At 69.8% G+C, this 19,880-nt stretch carries 16 protein-coding genes, 1 rRNA gene and 1 pseudogene; 8 read left to right on the top strand and 10 right to left on the bottom strand.

The window, feature by feature from the left end; genetic code table 11:
* Positions 1 to 87: ribosomal RNA gene (rrf, locus tag ACWDAK_RS37140) — 5S ribosomal RNA — on the top strand; the annotation flags it as partial.
* Positions 88 to 92: 5 nt separating this feature from the next.
* Here the strand turns inward: rrf and ACWDAK_RS37135 are convergent.
* The 3 genes from ACWDAK_RS37135 to ACWDAK_RS37125 form a co-directional block, all read right to left on the bottom strand.
* Positions 93 to 1,370 (bottom strand): transposase family protein, encoded by a 1,278-nt coding sequence (locus ACWDAK_RS37135; protein WP_427395985.1) that lies wholly within the window; start codon positions 1,368 to 1,370, stop codon positions 93 to 95.
* Positions 1,371 to 1,637: 267 nt separating this feature from the next.
* On the bottom strand, positions 1,638 to 2,303 hold the full coding sequence (locus ACWDAK_RS37130; RefSeq protein ID WP_427395984.1) for an RlpA-like double-psi beta-barrel domain-containing protein: 666 nt from the start codon (positions 2,301 to 2,303) through the stop codon (positions 1,638 to 1,640).
* Between the two features lie 229 nt (positions 2,304 to 2,532).
* Positions 2,533 to 2,709, bottom strand: a complete 177-nt coding sequence (locus tag ACWDAK_RS37125) for a hypothetical protein (protein ID WP_344635703.1) — start codon at positions 2,707 to 2,709, stop codon at positions 2,533 to 2,535.
* A gap of 67 nt (positions 2,710 to 2,776) precedes the next feature.
* On the opposite strand from ACWDAK_RS37125, the gene ACWDAK_RS37120 reads away from it, so the two are divergent.
* Complete coding sequence (locus ACWDAK_RS37120) at positions 2,777 to 2,920, top strand: hypothetical protein (protein ID WP_427395983.1); 144 nt, start codon at positions 2,777 to 2,779, stop codon at positions 2,918 to 2,920.
* Positions 2,921 to 4,678: 1,758 nt separating this feature from the next.
* Here the strand turns inward: ACWDAK_RS37120 and ACWDAK_RS37115 are convergent.
* On the bottom strand, positions 4,679 to 5,755 hold the full coding sequence (locus ACWDAK_RS37115; RefSeq protein ID WP_427395982.1) for a hypothetical protein: 1,077 nt from the start codon (positions 5,753 to 5,755) through the stop codon (positions 4,679 to 4,681).
* 261 nt (positions 5,756 to 6,016) lie between these two features.
* Here ACWDAK_RS37115 and ACWDAK_RS37110 point away from each other — a divergent pair, with 261 nt between their 5' ends.
* The gene (locus ACWDAK_RS37110; RefSeq protein WP_344635700.1) at positions 6,017 to 6,787 is read left to right on the top strand and encodes a class F sortase; all 771 of its coding nucleotides are present in this window, start codon (positions 6,017 to 6,019) and stop codon (positions 6,785 to 6,787) included.
* A 100-nt stretch (positions 6,788 to 6,887) separates the two neighbouring features.
* Here the strand turns inward: ACWDAK_RS37110 and ACWDAK_RS37105 are convergent, their stop codons facing one another.
* Entirely contained in the window at positions 6,888 to 7,172 is a 285-nt protein-coding gene (locus tag ACWDAK_RS37105) for a hypothetical protein (protein WP_344635699.1), read from the bottom strand.
* Between the two features lie 239 nt (positions 7,173 to 7,411).
* Between ACWDAK_RS37105 and ACWDAK_RS37100 the strand changes: the two genes are divergently transcribed.
* Complete coding sequence (locus ACWDAK_RS37100; RefSeq protein WP_427395981.1) at positions 7,412 to 7,759, top strand: hypothetical protein; 348 nt, start codon at positions 7,412 to 7,414, stop codon at positions 7,757 to 7,759.
* Positions 7,760 to 7,791: 32 nt separating this feature from the next.
* Here ACWDAK_RS37100 and ACWDAK_RS37095 read toward each other — a convergent pair whose 3' ends face one another.
* The 3 genes from ACWDAK_RS37095 to ACWDAK_RS37085 all read right to left on the bottom strand — a co-directional run bounded on the left by ACWDAK_RS37095 (position 7,792) and on the right by ACWDAK_RS37085 (position 10,804).
* The gene (locus ACWDAK_RS37095) at positions 7,792 to 7,941 is read right to left on the bottom strand and encodes a hypothetical protein (protein WP_344635697.1); all 150 of its coding nucleotides are present in this window, start codon (positions 7,939 to 7,941) and stop codon (positions 7,792 to 7,794) included.
* Positions 7,934 to 8,569, bottom strand: a complete 636-nt coding sequence (locus ACWDAK_RS37090) for a hypothetical protein (protein ID WP_344635696.1) — start codon at positions 8,567 to 8,569, stop codon at positions 7,934 to 7,936. The genes ACWDAK_RS37095 and ACWDAK_RS37090 overlap by 8 nt, the downstream gene beginning before the upstream one ends.
* A 399-nt stretch (positions 8,570 to 8,968) precedes the next feature.
* A complete protein-coding gene (locus ACWDAK_RS37085; protein WP_344635695.1) occupies positions 8,969 to 10,804 on the bottom strand; it encodes a stealth family protein in 1,836 nt (611 codons plus the stop codon).
* Between the two features lie 363 nt (positions 10,805 to 11,167).
* Between ACWDAK_RS37085 and ACWDAK_RS37080 the strand changes: the two genes are divergently transcribed.
* From ACWDAK_RS37080 to ACWDAK_RS37070, 3 genes are all read left to right on the top strand, one after another.
* Positions 11,168 to 12,220: a hypothetical protein gene (locus tag ACWDAK_RS37080; RefSeq protein WP_427395980.1), complete on the top strand. Its 1,053-nt coding sequence runs from the start codon at positions 11,168 to 11,170 to the stop codon at positions 12,218 to 12,220.
* Complete coding sequence (locus ACWDAK_RS37075) at positions 12,217 to 15,087, top strand: stealth conserved region 3 domain-containing protein (protein ID WP_344635693.1); 2,871 nt, start codon at positions 12,217 to 12,219, stop codon at positions 15,085 to 15,087. The genes ACWDAK_RS37080 and ACWDAK_RS37075 overlap by 4 nt, the downstream gene beginning before the upstream one ends.
* A gap of 123 nt (positions 15,088 to 15,210) precedes the next feature.
* Positions 15,211 to 17,235, top strand: a complete 2,025-nt coding sequence (locus ACWDAK_RS37070; RefSeq protein ID WP_427395979.1) for a PIG-L family deacetylase — start codon at positions 15,211 to 15,213, stop codon at positions 17,233 to 17,235.
* Between the two features lie 146 nt (positions 17,236 to 17,381).
* On the opposite strand, the gene ACWDAK_RS37065 is transcribed toward ACWDAK_RS37070, so the two are convergent.
* The gene (locus ACWDAK_RS37065; RefSeq protein WP_344635691.1) at positions 17,382 to 17,513 is read right to left on the bottom strand and encodes a hypothetical protein; all 132 of its coding nucleotides are present in this window, start codon (positions 17,511 to 17,513) and stop codon (positions 17,382 to 17,384) included.
* 105 nt (positions 17,514 to 17,618) lie between these two features.
* On the opposite strand from ACWDAK_RS37065, the pseudogene ACWDAK_RS37060 reads away from it, so the two are divergent.
* Positions 17,619 to 17,774: pseudogene (locus tag ACWDAK_RS37060) on the top strand (helix-turn-helix transcriptional regulator); the annotation flags it as partial.
* Between the two features lie 78 nt (positions 17,775 to 17,852).
* Here the strand turns inward: ACWDAK_RS37060 and ACWDAK_RS37055 are convergent.
* Positions 17,853 to 19,055, bottom strand: a complete 1,203-nt coding sequence (locus tag ACWDAK_RS37055) for an acyltransferase family protein (RefSeq protein ID WP_344635690.1) — start codon at positions 19,053 to 19,055, stop codon at positions 17,853 to 17,855.
* Positions 19,056 to 19,880: the final 825 nt, after the last annotated feature.

Here is a 19,880-nt window from a genome sequence, read left to right as displayed (position 1 = left end):
GGTTACATTCCGAACCCGGAAGCTAAGCCTCACAGCGCCGATGGTACTGCAGGGGGGACCCTGTGGGAGAGTAGGACGCCGCCGAACAAATTTTAGTGAAAGCCCCTCCCGGGGATACCGGGAGGGGCTTTCCGCATTTCCGGGCTTCCAGAGCCGAGGAAGGCACGAGGACCTGCGGCCACTCCAGGGCCGTTGCAAAGTCCGGTGATCTTGTGAGTGTGCTGGTCAGGCGATGCCGAGGAGGTCGAGCGGGCGGCCGAAGGGCTCGTAGGAGGCTGCCGGAGGCCGGCGGCGATGTTGCGGTGCCCATGCTGTTGCAACGTGTTGATCGCCAGGTTGCGGAGGGTCGCCATGTTCTCGGGTCCATACCCAGTACGGATCTTCGAGGCTTCCTCGGCGAAGGTGGTGTCGCGGACGAAGTGCAGCCGGTTCTCGATGATCCATTGCGATCTGGCGAGTTGGCCGAGGCGCTGGGGCGAGGCTTGATGCGAGGTCAGGTCGGTGATCGCATAGATGGTCTGGCGGCTGATGGTGCCGGTCTTGAGGTTGGTGCGGTGGCGCAGGATGCGCGCGGCCTGGACGGCGTGGGGGAAGTCCAGGCCGAGGTCGGTGACGGTGAGGGCTCTGGTCACGCGGGTCTCCTTGCGGCCGTGGCCGGTCTCGCGGTCGTAGCGGCGCGCGGTGACCTCCTTCCACGGCAACGTCCGCAGCCTGCGGTGCAGTTCGGGCTTTGGCCTTGAACCAGCACGTAGTGGGCCTTCTTCTCCTCGACCAGGAAGCGCACATGGGCGCGCTGGGTGTGAAGGGCATCGGCCGTGACCGTGACCCCGGTTAGGTCGTAAGGCGCCAGGTGCGGCGAAGCAGGTGATCTCGTTGGTCTTGTCGGGCACCCGCAGTTGGGTGACGGTCCGACTGTCGCCGGTCATCGCGGCCAGCAGGTGGGCGGCGGGCGAGGTGCCGTGTCGCGAGCCGCGGGCGGCCTTGCCGTCCACGGCGATCGAGTCCGAGCCGACCGGATCGGCGCCAGTCAGGTCGGCCAGGCCGCCCGGGCAGACCAGACCGATGACTCGCCGGATCGTGGCGGCGCTCGGTGCGACGCGCACGCCCAGTGCTCCTGTGCCCCTGGCGCCAAGGCGGGCCAGGGTGTGCTGCGGAGCGTTCGCGGCCCACTGGCCGATGGCTGCGTACGAGCGCGCGCCGGCGACCACCGCCGCGGTGGCGACCAGCAGCACCGCCACGAACGGGTGTCGCATCCCTCGGCGCCGACGCGGATCCGGCAGCAGCCGCAACCGCTCCACCAGCGACAATCCCGCCACGCCGTCCAGAGCGGGCGACTTGATCAGGCAGACGGTGGCAGACTGGCGGCACATCGAAGCTCCGGCGGTTCAGGGCGACTTGGGAAGGTCACCCCGTTCAACCGGAGCTTCGTTGCGTTCGTGACGGGCCAGGCCCGGACCCCTGCATCGCCATGACCTGCGGACTCACGTGCTCACCGGGACTTTGAAGCGGCCCTGGGGTCAGTGCTTGCAAGTATGTGCAGTGCCGCTCGTGTGCTTTGATCAGCGGCTCTGCTGGGCTTCTGCTTCGGCTTCGGCCAGGCGGAACACGGTTTTAAAGGAATATGACGGGTAAGCCGACTACTTCGCGAAACGCCAAGTGACGTTGATGGTCTCCTGGTCGAGGGGGGCGAGTGCCTTGAATGCGGAGCGCGTCAGATCGATGCCATACCTTTCTGCATCTGGGGACGCGTCAAGGACTGTGGCGATTATGGATTTTCCTTTGTACGTGACTATGATCTCCCTTCCGCAGTTGTGAGGCGGGTTTCCCCCTCCAAACATGGTGGGGTCGAGCGCAACAACGAAATCGCTGTCTCTGATCATCTGGCCGCACGCCCCCGCGACACCACCGGGGGAGAACCACCTCGCTGTTCCGTTGTAGCCCTTCGGCGGCTTGCCCGGCGTCGGAGGTCGTGTTGTTGTCCTGCTCGGATCCGGCGTCGGAGGTGGTGTCGTTGTCCTGCTCGGATCCGGCGTCGGAGGTCGTGGCGTTGTCCTGCCTGGCTCCGGAGCGAGAGCGGAACGGGGCAACTCAGTCAGGGCGGGGGCAGGGTTCCCCCGCTGCCCTGAAGCGATCGACGCCGAGATGGCGGTGCCGGTGTCCTCCGAGGCGGAGGCGGCGGCGACGCTGACCACGGCAGCGGAACCGGCGGCCAGCAGTGCGACTATCACAGTTTTGGCGATTCTTGCTCTCATCGTTCTCTCTCTGAATATCGCATTCTGGACGTCGTGGATTCGGGGATTCATGGCGAGACATTCCGCGCAACGTTTCCTCGCAACCACGCCATCTCGATGTCTGCGGATACGGGCTGACGGTCGCAGCGGACCCATGATGACGAATCCCGCTAACGCGCCCCTAATCTCACGGGTCACTTCGACTCCAGCAGGCTATCCACGGCCACGTCTTTGACGCACCTTCACAAGTGCACGGGTAGGGGCCGCAGCACCTTCACCAGTGCACAGTTCTCAGAGGACGTTAAGTCCGTTTCTGGTAGCGGCCTCGTCCGGGCTGTATGAGGAAGCCTTGGCGGGCGAGGCGTCCCAGGCGGCTGCGGGTGACGTTCAGGGCCGGGTCGTCGGTGGGCAGGCCGAGGAGTTCGTGCAGGTCGCGGAGTCGGAATGTCTGGTCGGGGTGCTGGTTGAAGGCGTTCACGATGGCTTGGTAGGCGGCGGCCGGCTCGGGTGGATCCGACGCGTGCCCGGTCGGCGCGAGTTCGGCGATGGCCTTCCGGGTGATGGCGACCCTCCGCAACCTGGCGATCAACACGCTGCGGCAGCATGGGCACTGCAACATCGCCGCCGGCCTCCGGCACGCCTCCTACGAGCCCTTCGGCCGCCCGCTCGACCTCCTTGGCATCGCCTGACCAGCACACTCACAAGATCACCGGACTTTGCAACGGCCCTGGCGGCCACTCATGGCAGGTTCGGAAGTTCCCCGCAGGAGCCCTCCAGGAGCATGTATACCTGAGGAACGCTCAACTACTCGGCGATGCTGCAGGGTTGAGCGCCTGGAGCACCATTGCTGGCTTCTCCGTGGGGAGTACGCCGGGCGGAACGCCAACTCGCCGTACACCGGAGGCTGACCACGGAGGCCGGAGACTGCCGCCCCATGTATCCGGCTGAAGCCGGTGGCTCCGGAGTTCTTGCGGGAGGACTACGCAGAGTGGCAGTGGCGGCCAGGATGGTTTGCCGAGGCCGGTCTGCCCGTGATTGCAGGCGGACCGCCACCGCTGTGCAGCCGACCGGGTGAAGCGCTCACGGACTGCTGAAGGCGAGGCGCGCCTTCGGCTTCCCGCTCCGTGCTGAGGTGGCCCCGGAGAAGCCGTGAGCCGCGCTGGAGTACTCCGCGATCATCGTCGTGCTCGGTCGGGCGCGCGCCACGTGCGGTCGCCTGACCAGCCCGGCATGTGGTACGCGAGATCCTCTGGCGCGGGCGAGCCGACGGCAGCCCGTTTGACAACCCGTCCTGCCGTCGAGCACGGTCCGCGTCCCCTGTGCGAGACACCACCCTTCTCCTCCGTGGGGCCCGGGCTGCCGCAAGGTTGGAAGACGTGCCGCGCCGACCGAGACACGCCGTACCAGGTCCGGTGCCCGACACGCGGGCCGAAGTCTCGACCGACACGCCTGCCAGACGGCGTGTCGCCAGTCGTCGACTTCTCAGGAAACACCGTCAGGAAAGGGCGTCGGGGCCGCCGACTCGTGGGATGACACACCGGGTCGAGTGACCGTCATCTCGCCGCGCGACACGCCCGACACTCCCGGGCGGCCTTGCCATCGATCGTGGCGTCTTGGGCGGGGCGCTCACCTCGCCCGACCCGCCGGAGGCCGTTGCGGCTCGGCAGTCGGGAGGCTTTCAGCGGTGTGCTCCTCGCCCCTGTCGCCCTCACCCGGCGGTCGAAGAGCGGCGCGGCCGGCCGGCTGCGAGGCCGCCGGTGCCTGCCGCCGCCGCTCGCCCCGGCGCGCTCCGGGTTCTCCGGGCCTGTGCCAGTTGGCGGGCCGGAGGCCCCATGGCCGGGTCCGGGCGGGCGGCGGGGCTGCTCTTGCTCGCTCCGGGTGGGCGTGCTCGCGGAGCAGTCGGCGCCTGGCCTCCGGGCGACTGGCCTCGGGCCGGCCCCCAGCGGACTGCCCGCCCGGAGGCGCCCAGGACCGTCCTGGGTTGCGCCGCGGGTGCCGCGTCTCGGCTGAAGGAGGCCCGGTGCGCACCGGCCACGGTGCCTGGGTTCCGGTCGCGGCGAGAGGCGGTAGGGGCGTACCCACAGGGGCTCGCGGACGTAGTCGATCAAGCAGGATCCCGCACTTCGGGGGGCCGGAACTGACGAGTCGCGAACCGATGATCGGTCAGCTCTGGCGGGACTTCAGCTGTGACAATCAGGGCGATCGCCTGGGGATTTGAGGAGTCGTACGGCGAGCTTGACGGTTCGGTGGCTACAGCACGCTTGGTCCACCAGGGTGAGAGTTGGAGTGAGTATGCGAGCTTGCCTTCGGCGGTGATCGTTTTGACCGGCGTTCCGGACGTTTCCGCAGGCCGGAGCCCTGGGGCGACTTCCGGCCCCCGGCCGGCGTTGGCGGAAACGGGTGAACGAAAGGCCCTGAGCGCGCCAGAATGTGAACATTTCATACCACTAATGGAGGAATGTCCGGTGGCGAATTCTCAGTAGATGACTGACGGTGAGTGAAGCGCCACGACGAGACATCGAGCTGACACTCCGTCTGCCCTCGTGGTGGTGCGGAAGGAAGAGGCACCAATGCGTTCCACGCGCCTTATGGTGACCGGAGCGGCGCTTGCCGCCTCGCTCGTCCTTACTGCCCCTACCTGCGCGTTTGCCGACGACACTCCCAAGCCCGACGCGAAGGCCAACGCTGCACCCGAGAAGAACGACCGCCGCGATGGCGACCGTGACCGTGACTGCGGCCGTGGCCGTGACGAGGGCTCCCGCCATGGCGGTGTTCACGCCGGTGGTGGCTTCCTCGGCCGCTCCGCTCCGACGGGCGGCGACCACGAGGGCAAGGAGCACGGCCGCGAGGGCGGCCGGGAGCACGAGCACGGTCATCAGCACCGCAAGTGCGGAGACTTCCACCATGGCGGTGTTCACGCCGGTGGCGGCTTCCTCGCCCTGTCCGCTCTGACGGGCGGCAACAGCGATGAGCACAAGGGAGACGATCACGGGGACAACGGCCGTGAGGGTGGCCGCGGTCACGAGGGTGGTCGTGAGGGTGGGCGTGAGCACGGTGAGGATCACGGTCGCGAGGGTGGCCGCGAGCACGGTGAGGATCACGGTCGCGAGGGTGGCCGGGACCATGAAGGTGGTCGCGAGGGTGGCCGTGAGCACGGTCGGGGCCACGGCCGTGACGAGGACTTCCGCCACGGTGGTGTTCACGCCGGTGGTGGCTTCCTCGCCCTGTCCGGGCTGACCGGCGGCAACAGCGACGATCACGGGGACAACGGCCGTGAGGGTGGGCGCGAGCACGGTGAGGATCACGGTCGCGAGGGTGGCCGGGACCATGAAGGTGGTCGCGAGGGTGGGCGCGAGCACGGTGAGGATCACGGTCGCGAGGGTGGCCGGGACCATGAAGGTGGTCGCGAGGGTGGCCGCGAGCACGGCCGGGACCACGGTCGCGAGCACGGCCGCGAGCACGGCCGGGACCAGGACCGTGACCACGAGGAAGGAGATCACCGTCACCCGCACGGTGGTGTCCACGCGGGCGGTGGCGGTCTGACCAAGTCCGACTCCGGGCTGATGGGCGGTGGCGCTCTGCTTCTGGGCGGAGCCGGGCTCAGTGCATACGCACTGCGCCGCCGTGCTGCCTCCCGCAGCGTGATCTGAGCCCATCGCACGATCTGAGCTCACCGCCGCTGGGTAGTTCCGGTGCGGCCGTCGCGAAGTTGCGATGGCCGCGCCGGCGCGTGGCAGACCCAGTAGGCAAGCCGTCGATGGGCTCTTCAGGAAAGGCATTGCAGAATGGAGTCTCACTCCGCGTCGGATCCCGAAACAGATCAGCAGCCCGAGGGACGTACCCGCAGGCCTTGGCTGTCGCTCTTCGGCATCGGGATGGCCGTCTTCGGCATTCTGATGATTTTCAAGCCGCTGAACGGGTCGCTGGCCGGTGCGCCGTTGCCCCCGAAGTCGGCTGCCGTCCCCAAGACCGCCGCTGCGCGGCCGGTGCCGTCGCAGACGTCGGCGGCTCAGTCGGGCCCCGCTCAGCCGGGCCCCGCCCAGGCCAAGCCCCCGGAGGCCGCGCCTTCGCCGTCCAAGCCGGTGCTGGGCTCCTCGCCGCCGAAACGCCTGAGGATTCCCGCCATCGGGGTGGACGCCCCCTTCACCCAGCTGGCCGCGCAGCCCTCCGGTGAGATCGCTCCGCCCCCGGCCGACGACAAGAACCTGGTCGGCTGGTTCAACGGCAGCGCCTCACCGGGCGAACCCGGCACCTCCGTGGTCATCGGCCATGTCGACACCAAGACCGGGCCCGCGGTCTTCGTGGGGCTCAGCGCTCTCCGACAGGGGAGCAAGGTCGAGATCACCCGTGCGGACGGTGTCACCGTGACGTACGTCGTCGACAACATCGAGGCCTACGCCAAGAAGGAGTTCCCCGACGAGCAGGTGTACGGGGAGGCCGATGACGCGCAGCTCCGGCTGATCACCTGCGGCGGCGCGTACGACCGGAACGCCATGGACTACACCGAGAACGTGGTGGCCTTCGCCCACCTGGAGGGCTGGCAGCCCAAGACCTGACACTCCGATCGTGTTACCCGCCCGCGGTACCCGAGCGGTGCGTGGATCTGGCCCAACTGGTGCTTCAGGCACACCAGTTGGGCCTGATCCTTGTCCCTGGTCAGTGCGGCGGCAGGCGGCGGCCCAGTTCGGAGATGAAGTCGTCGTAGACGGCGACGAGATCGTCGAGGTCGACCATCTGCGGGAAGTCGATGACCGGCTGCCGTTCGGCGAGGAACTGCGCCGCCTCGCGCACCACGCGCTGCTCGTCGGCCTCCGGGAGCCGGAGTTCCGCCAGCACCGCCGGGCTGGCCTGGAAGCGCGATTCGATCACTTCTTCGCTGACGTGGGCGCGTACGAGGTAGTCGTGATCGCCCAGTGGCTCGACATCGAACTGCTCGGACATGGATGACCCTGCCTTGTTTCGAGCGAGGTGGTTGTGGTGGAGCGGAAGCGAAGGGCCGAGGCGGTCTCCGCCTGCTCATCATCACCCAGCGGTGCACCATTTCGCCAGCGATCACGCTTTCGTGTGGCGGCCGCGCCTCCGGCGGTGGTGCGTCCCCGAATCACTCGGCCGGCAGTGGTAGGTGTCGCTTCGTCAGGCGCGGATCCGCGCAGGTCGTCGGCCTAGGGAAGAGGGATCGAATGGACAGGATGGTACGGGTGGGTCTGGCCGTGGTGGCGATCGTGGGTCTGTTCGGCACGGTGGCTCCGGCTGCCTTAGCACGCCAGGAGACCGCCCAGGCGGCGGGCCAGGCGGCGGGCCAGGAGACCGCCCAGGCGGCGGGGCAGCGCCAGGTGGCCGTGCAGCGCGATTGCCTCCCCGGGGGCACCGAGGACAAGTGCCTGTGGGACGGCGACCCGGCCGGTGACGGCTTCGACGATGAGCAGGCATGCCAGAGTGCGACGGACAGCTACCAGGAGCAGTCCGACGACAGCGGCGACGGCTACGAGTACGAGTGCGAGGACGTGTCCGGCAACGACCGCTGGTAGGTGATCCAGTACTGAGCCGGAGCGGACCCGGCTCACCGGCGGTGGTGGTCGCGTCCGAGCGGACGGTCCGGTTCGAGGAGGCCGCCGAGCCGGGCCGCGACCCGGGCGGAGGCGACCGTACGGCCCTGGCCGCGGTCGGCGCCGTGGGTAGCCGCCCGGGCGGGGAGGGCCGGGTCAGTCATACGCCGGCCACTGGAGGGTGCGCCGGAGCGGGCCGGTGATCTGGAGCGAGCTGTCGAAGGCGGCGACCAGGGCGTCGGCGGAGTCGGGGGTGTACCGGCCGGCCCAGTCGGCGAGCAGCAGGAGGAAGTCGGCGAGGTCCTGCTGCACCTCGGCCAGCAGCCGGCGGAGCGCGGCCCTGGGGAACTCGATCACAGGCCCGGGACGCTCCTCGTCGGGATGCAGGCGAATGGTCTCGCCGGCCTGTTCGGCCCATGGCATCGGGTCGTGGCCGAGCCACATCTCGCCGCCGTCGGCGACCTCCAGCCAGGCGCGCCAGTCCTCGAGCCCGCAGCAGCAGCCGGGGTTCAGCGTCGCACCGGTGGCGGTGTCCTGGACCCGGAGTCCGCCGGGGGCGACGAAACCCTCCTCGTGCAGCAGCGGGCTCAGGTAGGCGGCGGCCGGGTCGGCGGGGTTGGGGTCGGCCCTGCTCCGGTTGTAGCCCGCGATGGTGGCGACGGCCGCGCCGACCCCCTCGTCGTCCAGCATTCGGTTCAACGGCACGAGCCGGTACGGCGGCTGCTCGGCCACCGGCCACAGCTGGAAGGCGTCGAGCGCACCGTTCTCCAGTACGGGGTGTATGACGATCACCGGCCCAGTCTGGCCGACATCGGCCCGGTGCGCCGCCGATATTCCCTCCGTAACGCGGCCGCTGCCGAGGCCCGTGCCGGTGGCCGGGCGGCTCAGCCGAGGTCGAGGGCGTTGGGAAGGCCGTTGCGTTGACATCCTCGCCGCCCTAAAAGCCGTGCTCGCCCGGCAGCGGCCGGCGGCCCCCGCCGCCGGGGACGTCCATGCTGCGGGCCTTGCCGCCGAGCATGGTGTTGCCTTCGTAGCCAGCGCGCCGCCGAGGCTGCCGGCAGCGGCCAGGAACCGGCGCCTACTGTGGCCGGGGCGGTCGGGGTACCGGTCGGGAGTGGTTGTCGTTCGTTCTCGCGCGCACTGCCAACGACCCTGCGGCCGATCCGCAACGGCCGTGCCCGTGCGGCCGGTTCACGCCCGCTTCTCGAAGGGGCTCGGGACCGGGAAGTAAGCGTCCAGGAAGGGCTGCAGCAGCTCCAGTTGGGCCGGCAGGTCCTTGCGGTCCGAAACCGTGTCGTTGATGCAGAACACGTCCAGGTTCCGGGTGGCCAGGATCCGGGCCAGGCGGCGCGAGGTGCTGTCGTGCATCAGGTCCAGGTACGCGTAGGCGATTTCGGAGGGGACCGCTCGGCCGCTGTGGTAGCCGTAGTGGTGGTGCAGCGAGGAGGCGACCGAGAGGTCGGACGGGCCGCGGAACCTGGTGGCGGCGGTCTCCCGGTGCTGCTCGGCGAAGCGCTCCTCTATCTCCAGTAGGACGTCCCGGCGCAGCGCGTGCGGTACGTGCATCATCTTCTGCACCAGGGTGGTGCCGAAGTCCTGCTGGATCAGCTGGCGGTTGTTCTTGGCCGCGGCGGCGACCGGGGGGTCCTGGACCGAGGGGGTGCCGAAGGGCACCATCGCCTGGGAGGGGAAGAACTTGGTCAGCCCGTTGGAGTGGAAGAACAGCTGCGGGACGACCGGCCGGCCGAGGAAGACGTCGTCGTTGAAGTAGAGGAACTGCTCGGACAGGCCGGGTATGTGGTGCAGCTGGCTCTCGATGGCGTGCGAGTTGAAGGTGGGCAGGGCCTTCGGGTCGGTGAAGATCTCCCGGTGGCTGACCACGGTGATCCGCGGGTTCGAGGTGTCCAGCCAGGACGGTACCTGGTCGGCCGTGACCAGGTAGACGTGGCGGACCCAGGGCGCGTTGAGGTGCAGTGAGCGCAGCGAGTACTTGAGCTCGTCGCGGCTCATGAAGCGGGCGTCGTTGACGGCCTCGGGGTTGTAGGAGGTGGCGGTGCCGTTGGCGGCTGCGCGGGTCGCCTGCCACTTCGGGTCGTTGCTGTCGACCCAGGTATAGACCACGTCCACCGGGAAGCGGATGTCCTCGGGCAGCGCGGCGGTGAACGGGGCCCGGGTGGGCAGCTCGTCGCCGGGGCTGCTCCAGGCCGCCAGCCTGGTGAACAGGGCACCCGGCGCGGGGGTGGCCGGCTCGTCGGCGTCGACCCGCTCGGTGACCCGGTTGCGGCGCGGGGCGATCAGCGCGCCGTCCTCGGCGTGCCAGAACTCCACGTCGCAGCCGTATTCGTGGCCGAGCAGGTAGTGGCCGTCCTGGTCGGCCTGGAACCAGGTCAGCCGGATGACCTCGGCCTGTTCGACGGTCCGCCAGCTCTCCGGCTCGAAGCCGGGCAGCGAGGTGGCGGGCGGCTGCTCGCCGGAGCGCGGCGCGACGGAGAGGTAGCCGGGGACCCTGGTGCACAGTGCCTGCAGTGCGCGCAGGACGGCGGCCCGGTCGGCCAGGGTGACGGCGAGCACCGAGGAGGTGTCGGCCAGGCCCCGGACGGCGAAGTAGCGGATGCCGGCGCCGTCCAGCGCGCCGCGGACCAGCTCCAGGTTCCGCGCCCGGCAGCTCAGCGGGTCGAGGTCGGCCCGGACGCTGACGATCTTGCGGTCCTTGTCGATCTGGGCCAGGGCCACCTCGCCGGACTCGAAGAACTGCGGGTGCCGCCTGGCCAGGCGCCCGCCGTCGTCGAGGCGCTGCTGCATCGAGAGCGAGCGGGAGATGGTGTGGATCACCCGGGTGCGGGTCTCGTGCGAGATGTGTTTGGCGATCGCCGCGCGGCTGCGCTCGGGCAGGATCCGGCGGTAGGCGTGGACCAGCTTGGAGTGCTCGGACTTCAGGACTCCGACGGCGCTTCCCCGGGACGTCGGGGTGCTGGGTGCGCCTGGCGAGGTGGAGTCGGAGTTCTCCACGGCTGTCAAGCGATTCATCGCTCCCCCAACACTTCTGCTTCACCATCGACCACGGTGCGCGCGGAGGACCGAGTTCCCACCACCGCTCCCGGTGGCGTCGGCGGGACCGCGTGTGTGGGTACGGATGGCGGTCCTCGCTCGCCGCTCACACTGTCATTTGATTTTGCCGTGTGTCAACCGGAGGAACACTGCGCCGTAAGGAGGGGCTGCGTAAGGGGAATGTCCGTTTTGGCAAACTTCGTCCCCGATAGAGTGGGGCATCGGGCCCGGAGGCGAGGAAGTCCCGGGATCTGCCGGTGACTTAGCATGGCTGCTCCCGCACCCGCACGAGTGCCCGAATCGACAGCCCGGACCTTCCGGGGAGAGCCCTAGGAGGTCACGGTGGCCGAGCAAGTACACGCCCTGCGCGTGGTCGGCCGTTCCGGAGTGCTGGCCTGGCGCAGGTTGCCGGTCAGCCAGCTACCCGACCGGATCCGCCGCAAGGCCGGCCGGCACGTGGCCGCCGGCCGGGACCACCTGATCCACTCCGTGGTGGCTCCGCGCGCCGAGGGCACCGCCGCCGTGGTGAAGTACGCGATGGTGCTGGGCGGCCACAACCTCAACGTGCACGCCCTGCTGCCGCCGGGCACCCCGGCCGACGCCAGGGCCGAGCTGACGGTCGGCAACGGCAGCCGGCACTTCACCGTCCCCGGCCGGCTGTCCGCCGGGTCCGGCGGGCGCCCCAGCGTCACGGTCTCCGCGCTGCTCGGCGAGCAGGTCGGCGGCCTCCCCGTCACCGACGGCCGCTGGTCCCTGGCGCTGAGGATCACCACCCCCGGCGGCGCGGCCGAGGAGCTCCGGCTGATCGGCGTGGGCGAGACGCCGACCCTCACCGGGCCGAGCACCGCGCTCGCCGCCTGCCCGGTCAGCGGCCTGTCGATGCACACCGGCGTCTCCCCGTCCGGCCGGCTCAGGCTCAACGTCTCCGATCCCGCCGTCCGCGCCGTACTGGTCCGCACCGTCCGCCGGTTCGCCGGGCTGCAGCTGGACTTCCGTCCGCCGGGTCCGCGCGGCCGGCTGGAGGCGACCGACGGCCGGCAGACGATCGCGCTGACCGTCGAGCCCGTGCCCGGCAGCCCCGAACTGCTGCGCTGCACGCTGCCGTTGGACCAGTTCCAGGCCGTCGGCAAGGGCGCCAACTGGAGCTTCCGCTGGGTGGGCGAGAGCGGCCGCAGGTACTGGCTGCGCCGCCGCCCCGACGACCTGCGCCCGGTCCGCGTGATGCTCAACACCGGCGTCAAGCTGGTGATCGCGGACCGCAAGGGCCGCCTACACTACGTGACCCAGCGCCACACCATCCGCGGTATCTACCGGTTGTCCTTCAGCCCGGTGCCCGGACCGGCCGCCCCGGGCCAGCAGTCGAACTCCACCGCCACCACGGGATCGCTCACGTGAAAATCACCTTTCTCCTGACCAGCGCCGACACCATGGGCGGCACCGAACGGGCCATCCTGACCGCGGCCGAAGCCGTCGCCGAGCTGCACCAGGTCGAGGTGCTCAGCGTCTTCAAGACCCGCTCCAGCGGCTTCTTCTCCACCGGCGGCAAGCTGAAGATCCGGAACCTGGTGGACAACACCGGCCCGGTCCCGCGCCCGGTCAAGGGCGCGGACCTGGACGACGCGGTGTACCGCCGGCTCGCCGCCCAGCCCAGCGAGCTGGTGGACCCGGCCTGGGAGCGGTCCTTCAACCGGCTGTCCGACCTGGAGGTGGAGCGGGCACTGCGCGACACCGACTCGGACATCCTGGTCGCCTCGACGCCCGCCCTGCTGGCGCTGATGGTCCGGGTCGCCCCGCCGTCCGCGATCACCGTCTGCCAGGACCACCGGGTCTCCGAGCTGCGCGGCGTCAGCGGCGCCCCGCTGCTGCGCTTCGCCCCGCACCTGGACGCCCTGATCGCGCTGAGCGAGCCCACCCGGGCCTGGTTCGCCGAGACCTTCGGCGAGTACGCGCCCAAGCTCACCGTGCTCGGCAACGCCCTGCCCGACGGTTACCGTCCGGCCTCCTCGCTGGAGACCCGCACCATCACCCTGGCCGGCCGGATGGTGGCGGAGAAGCAGATCGACCACGCCATCCACGCCTTCGACCGGGTGGCCGCCAAGCATCCGCAGTGGCGACTGCGAGTGCTCGGTGACGGCCCGCTGCTTCGCAAGATGCGCGAACTCGCCAGCACCGTCGGCGCCGCCGACCAGATCCAGCTGGTCGGCTCCACCCAGCACATGCTGGAGGAATGGGCGCAGGCCAGCGTCTGCCTGCTGACCTCCCGGGTCGAGGCGCTGCCGCTGGTGCTCGCCGAGGCGCAGGCCGCCGGCGTCCCGGTGGTCGCGTACGACTGCCCCAACGGCCCGGGCGAGATCGTCACCCCAGACGTCAACGGCCTGCTGGTGCCGGCGGACGACATCGAGGGCCTGGCCGAGGCGCTGGACCGGATGATGTCCGAGGACGACACCCGGCACGCCTTCGGCGCCGCCTCGCTGAAGGCCGCCGCGCGCTGGTCGGCGCCCGAGGTCGCGGCGCAGTGGAGCGAGCTGTTCCAAGGCCTGATAGCCGACCGTGACAGCGGCCGGCTGGTCGCCGCCCGCCGTCGCCGCCGCGCGCTGGCCGAGTCCGCCCGGGGTGCCCTGGGCACCGTCGGAGCCGAGCCCTCCCGCGCGGTCGGCTCGATCGACAAGGTCGGCCAGAAGGCCCACGAGGTCCGGATCGAGGCGCAGAGCGGCGGCACCGTGATGCGCGCCAGCGGCCACATCTGCCAGATCGCGGACGATCTCTCGCCGTTCGACGTGATGCAGGCCAACCTGGACCTGACCGTCGACCTGCTGGACGAGCTGGGCATCCCGTACGTGATGACCAGGACCACCGCGCTGCGGCACAGCCTGGCGGTGGCGGTCGAGTACCGCGAGAAGCTACTGCGGGCGATCAACGAGCGGTACAAGGACGCTCCGGTGTACGCGAGCCTGCTGGACGCCCGGGGCGGTACCAAGGCCAACGTCCTCGCCGCGATCCTCGACCAGTACCTGCCGGCCGCCGGCTCGATGGCCGCGCTCCGGCTGTTCCGCCCGGTCACCACGACGGCCGGCACCATGCGCCTGACCGGCGTCTACGGCTGCACCGTGGCCTTCACCACGCCCAACAAGGACGACGCCAGGCTGCTGGACGTCCCCGGCGGCACGGTCTACGGCGCCACCCTGCCGGCGGCCGCGCTCACCGCGACCGCGACCCTCGAGATCGGCGACCGCAGCTACCCGACCATCGAGGCCTTCACCAAGACCCTGCCGACCGACGTCGACTTCCCCGTCGACGTGGTCTACACCTGGGTGGACGGCAACGACCCGGCCTGGCGCGAGCGCAAGAACAAGGCCCTGGTCGAGTTGGGCCTCGCACCCTCCGAGACCGACGGCTCCTCGGACGACGCCCGGTTCCGCAACCGCGAGGAACTCCGGTACTCGCTGCGCTCGCTGGACATGTACGCCCCCTGGATCCGCACCATCCACCTGGTCACCGACGACCAGGTGCCGCACTGGCTGGACACCGACCACCCCCGGGTGAAGGTGGTCAGCCACCGCGAGATCTTCGGCGACACCGGCAAGCTGCCCAGCTTCAACTCGCACGCCATCGAAAGCCGGCTGCACCGGATCGAGGGCCTGGCCGAGCACTTCCTGTACTTCAACGACGACGTGTTCATCGGCCGCGCCCTGGGCCCGGACGCCTTCTTCCTCGGCACCGGCCAGGCCAAGTGCTTCCAGTCGCCGACCACGGTCGACCCGATGGAGGTCCAGGAGGGCGACGAGTTCGCCTTCATCGCCGCCAAGAACAACCGCGCCCTGCTGGAGCGGGAGTTCGGCCGGAGCCTTGCCAACACCTTCCTGCACACGCCGCACGCCCTGCGCAAGAGCGTCCTCGCCGAACTCGACGAGCGCTTCCCGGACGAGGTCGCCCGCACCGCGAAGGCCCAGCTGCGCAGCGAGACCGACCTGGCCATCGCCTCCTCGCTGCACCACTACTACGGCATGTTCACCGGCACCAGCGTGGCCGCCCCCATCTCAAGCGGCTTCGTCAACGTCGGCCTGCGGGTCCAGCACCCCAAGCTGGCAAGGCTGTTGAGCCTGCGTCCGAACGACGTGTTCTGCATCAACGACTACCACAACGCGGACGTCTCGGCCGAGGAGCAGGCGGACATCCTCTCCGTCTTCCTGCCGAGCTACTTCCCCGTGCCGAGCCAGTACGAGAAGGGCAGCGTCCGCAACAAGCGGCTTGCCCGCGGCTGACACCGACCGGCAGCAGGATCCGCGAGACGCGGGCCCTGCTGCCGGTTCCGTTACCGGTCCTGTCAGCGGTCCAAGACGGATCCTGGCCGTACGCTGCCACGGAGCAGAGAGAGGGACGAGCCGATGACCGACATCGTGCCCGGCGGACTGTCGTTCCTGCACGTCGTCGCCCATCCGGACGACGACCTGTACTTCATGAACCCGGAGATCGCCCGGTCGCTGCGCACCGCTGCGCCGGTCACCGGCGTCTACCTGACCAGCGGTGACGCCGACGGCCACAACCACCGGTACGGCACGCTGCCGCACGAGCGGGGCCCGGCGGACTTCGAGCGGTTCGCCCGGGCCAGGCAGAACGGCCTCAAGGGCGCGTACGCGGCCATGGCGCTCGGCGACCGTGCCGCGCGCTGGTCGTCGGGCGTCCTGACCGCGCCCGACGGGGCGCAGTTGGAGACCTTCACCCTTGAGGGGGCCTCCCAGGTCCGGCTGGTCTTCCTCAACATCCGCCAGCAGGGCACCGCGACGGACGGCCAGACCGCCCGGCTCCGCATGCTCTGGGACGACACCGTTCCCGACGTGCCCACGCTGCTGCCGACCGGCACCGAGCTGCGCGAGACGGGCCGCTACACCCGCGCCGGCCTGGTGCGGACCCTGGCCTGGCTGTTCGACACCTTCCGGCCGACCACGGTCCGCACCATGGACCCGGACCCGGACCACCAGGTGCACGACGCCCAGAATCGCCAGCACCACGACTACGGCGACCACTCGGACCACCAGGACCACACTGCCACCGCGCAGTTCACCTGGCTGGCGCTGCAGTCCTACACCGGCCCGGGAGGAGCCGGGCACTTCGCGGTGGAGGCGTACCGGGGCTACTACAACGAGCGCTGGGTGCCGAACCTGATGCCGGAGGCGTACTCGGCCAAGGAGTTTTACCTCAACATCTACGGCTGCGCGGACGGCTACGACTGCGGAGACCCGGCCGGCGGCGGTGACTACACGGTGGCCTTCTCGGTCCGCGGCACCGGCTGGGCCCAGGCGACCCGGCACCGGTACGTCGGCGCCACCGACTGGCTGCGGACCGGCCCGGACGGCCGGCTCACCGCGTTCGGTGTGCTCGGTCAGCGGGTCGTCCGCTGGCTGGAGTCCGCTCCTGGCAGCGGACGCTTCGACGGCCCCGAACTCCTGGGCCTGGACGGTCCGGTGGCGCCGAGGTTGGCCATCGACCTGACGCCGGACGGCCGTTGGCAGCTCTTCGCGACCCGGTTGACCAGACTGAGCCACGACCCGGAACAGCAGCTGCGCGAGATCGTCCACAGCTCACAGTCCAAGCGCGGCGGTGCGTTCGGTCCGTGGACCAGCCTCGGCAATCCCAGCCCGACCACCTACCGGATGCGCCAGCTGGGCACCCCGGCGGTCGCCCGCGACGGCAAGGGCAGGCTGCACCTGTTCGTCCGCAACTGGGGCAAGGGCGTCAGCTCGCGGATGCAGAACAAGAAGGGGGTCTGGGGCGACTGGCTGGACCTGCACGGCGGGGCGATCCAGGACGGTCTGACGGCGGTCACCGCTCCGGGAGGCACCATCGACGTCTTCGGAGCCGGCCGGGACCGGGTCTTCCACTGGTTCCAGTCGAGCAAGGACTCGGACGTGGTGCTGGCACCGCGGTTCCGGCTCACCACTCCGGCTGATCCGCCGACCGCGACCGTCGCCGACGGCCGGGTGCAGGTGTTCTACCGCCGCCCGGAGACGGCCGGCTTCTACGCCGCCGCCCAGTCCGACCACAAGGGGAACTGGAACGACGGGCCGGCGTACATCACCGGCCGAGGCGGCTTCGGCCCCCTGACCGCGGTGCCGTCCCCGGTGGTCCCCGGCGCCGTGCTGTTGGTCGGCCGAAACGACTTCGCGGGTCTCGGCTACCAGTTCCGGCCCCTGCCCGGCGGCCCGGCCGCAGCCGACCGCGTGCCCGGTGACGGCAGCTGGACCGACCTGCCCGCCCCGATCGGCGGCTTCGTGCATTCCGCCAGTGCGGCCTACGACAGCACCGGCCGGGCGGTGATCGCCGTCCAGGGGTCCGACGGGCGTCTCCATGTGTGCCGTCAACTCGCGCCTGGTGCCGGCCCGTTCGGCGACTGGGTCAGCGCTGCTTCGTAGGAGCTGACGAGCGGCGGTGCGTTAGGAAGCGAGCGACCATCCGGTGGGCTGTCGCCGGGGCTTCGGCCCGCGTTGCCGCGAAGAGCGTCGGGTGCGTCGAAGCCCTCGGCCCGGACAGGTTCCGGCCGGGGGCTTCGACATGTGTGTTACAGGCCGGTCTGGTTGGTGAGGCCCTGTTCGGCCCAGGTGTTGTCGTTGTTGTGGTCGACGGTCTCGAGCAGGTTGCCGTCGTTGGCCTTGCGGGGGAAGACGTGGAAGCCGCCGTTGTTGTCGACCACCGCGGCGGGGCGCCGGCCTGGACGCAGTCGTATCCGGCCTCGGTGTTGAGGTCCTGGGCTGCCCACTTGCCGCCCTTGGGGCGGTAGGAGTCTGTGGTGTCGTAGGGCTTCACCGACGAGGCGATCGCCAGGCGGCTCGCCGTCTCCGCCCGTACCGCCCGGCGGCAGGCGACGGACCCGATGGAACGGCTGGGCGCGCGCAGCCGGTTCGAGTCCGGGGTGCGGGCGGTCCGACGCGGGTGGCTGCCGCAGGGCCGGTGAGAGAAGCGAGAAGCGGCCCGCCGGCCTGCATCGGGGAGGAGCAGGCGGGCGAGCCGCTTCCGGCTGGGTGGGATGAGCTCAGCGGGCGGAGCCGGCGAGAACTCGCTGCGACGGGTCCTGCGAGTGCGGCTCGGAGGCCGGCGGCGGGACCTCGCGCTCCTTCGGCTGGAGCGAGTTCTGCCGCATCTCCGTCATGGCCCGGTCCAGGGTGGTGCGGAACCTGCGGCCGAGTGGACGCTCGACGATTCGGTGCAACAGCCAGGCGAGGACCATCATGGCGATCGCGGTGCCGACCACCAGCGGGACGGGGCTGACCCGCGCCTTGAGGGTGTGGATGATCGTCCAGCCGATGTTCTCGTGGAGCAGGTAGAGCGGGTAGGTGAGAGCGCCCGCGGTGGTCAGCCACCGCCACTGGATGCGGTCGAACTTGCCGAGGGCGATGAGGGTCATGACGGCGAACGCGACCGCGATCAGGATCTGGGCGGGCCAGGCCGCGATCGAGCGGTTCGGCTCGCTCAGGTTCAGGCCGACGCGCTTGACGATCTCGTTCTCGGCGAGCAGGAAGGAGATGACCAGGATGCCCACCAGGACCGCGTTCGGCTTGAAACGGTACATCAGGTAGAGGGCGATGCCCGCGATGAAGTACGGCGAGAACAGCGGCATGGCCCACATGTCGAGCAGGTCGTTGGGGACCGAGTAGTCGGTGATCCCGATCACGGTCCAGACGCCGCAGAATAGCACGCAGTTGCGGTAGTTGACGCCCCGCGTGACCACCAGCAGGGCGAACAGCAGGTAGAACTTCATCTCGGTGAACAGCGTCCAGTACACGCCGTCCACGTCACGGACGTGCATGCCGTCCTGGAGCATGGTCAGATTGGCCGCGATCTGGGCCCAGCTCTGGATGTGCTCGACCTGCGGCCAGAGGCTGATCACGATCGCCGTGATGACCACGGCGGCCCAGTAGGCCGGGTAGAGCCGGGATGCACGCGAGACCACGAAGTCGCCGAGCGACTTGCCCCAACTGCTCATGCATATGACAAACCCGCTGATCAGGAAGAAGACCTCCACCCCGATCCAGGCGTACTGGGAGACATGGTGCAGGGACGGGAAGATGGTCCGGGTGTGCCCGTTCCAGGGGGTGTCCATCGCCGTGTAGTGGTAGAGCACCACCATCAATGCCGCCACCAGGCGCAGCCCGTCCAGTACCGCCAGCCGGGGCTTGCCGGACAAGGGCGAGGCCACCGGAGCTGTGGTGCGGCGGTAGCGCGGTTTCTTGATCATGCTGCTACGACTCTCCTGATTGGCAATCCCGGGCTCTGCCGTGGGGCGGGCAGCGGGCGCTGTTCTGGCTGGAGCACTCATCCGGCAGGTACGCCGTGCAGCACCGCGTTTGGGTCGAGGTCAGGGAGCCGACGACGGAGACGGGCTGCCGGTGTCGCTGTGGTACTCCGGGGCGGCGTAGGTAGTGGCACGGCGCGGCGGGGGATTCGGCTGGGGCGGCGCACTGTCATGGGAAGCCTTCTCGAACCTGACGGAGGACTGGCTCCCCCTGCTGAGACCTGGACATCCGCACCATGGACCACTAGGTCCTTAGGATGAGGTGTACGACGGGCGAACGCACGGGTCACTCCGTCCCATGCACCTTACACGCCGCCCGCGCTGCACCTCGGACCCGGAGGGGAAGGGGCCGGGCACGGTGAAGACGATCGTGGCGACCACCAGGAGTCCGCAGAGCAGGGTGTTCCCGTCGGCCGGTTCCGCGAGCGGCAGCGCGCTCATGGTTGGCCCACAGCGGGATGACGCAGCTGACGGTAGCCGCGCCGGTGGGAGCCGCCGCGCGGACCAGATGCAGGTTGAGGATATGGCCGATGCTGCATGTCCGCCCCGGCCAGCTCCCGAATTCCCGCGCGGACCGACGGAGGAGACGCCGACTGCCGCCGATGGCTTGTACGTCCACGGCCGTTGCGCACGAGATCGCCTGTCGGCGGTCGCTGAACCTGGACCCCTTTGAGGTCGGCGGGTTCTAGCGTTTGTCGCAACACCCCTTGATCATGATGGGCGTGTTGATGGCAAGGCGTGGACGTAAGCGCAGGCTCGATCTTGAGT

This window comes from Kitasatospora sp. NPDC001175, assembly GCF_053598215.1.
The sequence above is the reverse complement of the archived record's forward strand: the minus strand, read 5'-3'. Positions and strand labels throughout refer to the sequence as shown.

Excerpts from the sequence above, each read along its gene's own strand:
- ACWDAK_RS37055 (WP_344635690.1), bottom strand. The coding sequence starts at position 19,055 with ATGATCAAGAAACCGCGCTACCGCCGCACCACAGCTCCGGTGGCCTCG.
- ACWDAK_RS37120 (WP_427395983.1), top strand. The coding sequence starts at position 2,777 with ATGGCCTTCCGGGTGATGGCGACCCTCCGCAACCTGGCGATCAACACG.
- ACWDAK_RS37100 (WP_427395981.1), top strand. The coding sequence starts at position 7,412 with ATGGACAGGATGGTACGGGTGGGTCTGGCCGTGGTGGCGATCGTGGGT.
- ACWDAK_RS37070 (WP_427395979.1), top strand. The coding sequence starts at position 15,211 with ATGACCGACATCGTGCCCGGCGGACTGTCGTTCCTGCACGTCGTCGCC.
- ACWDAK_RS37130 (WP_427395984.1), bottom strand. The coding sequence starts at position 2,303 with ATGAATCCCCGAATCCACGACGTCCAGAATGCGATATTCAGAGAGAGA.
- ACWDAK_RS37110 (WP_344635700.1), top strand. The coding sequence starts at position 6,017 with ATGGAGTCTCACTCCGCGTCGGATCCCGAAACAGATCAGCAGCCCGAG.
- ACWDAK_RS37085 (WP_344635695.1), bottom strand. The coding sequence starts at position 10,804 with ATGAATCGCTTGACAGCCGTGGAGAACTCCGACTCCACCTCGCCAGGC.
- ACWDAK_RS37095 (WP_344635697.1), bottom strand. The coding sequence starts at position 7,941 with ATGACTGACCCGGCCCTCCCCGCCCGGGCGGCTACCCACGGCGCCGAC.
- ACWDAK_RS37105 (WP_344635699.1), bottom strand. The coding sequence starts at position 7,172 with ATGTCCGAGCAGTTCGATGTCGAGCCACTGGGCGATCACGACTACCTC.
- ACWDAK_RS37135 (WP_427395985.1), bottom strand. The coding sequence starts at position 1,370 with ATGTGCCGCCAGTCTGCCACCGTCTGCCTGATCAAGTCGCCCGCTCTG.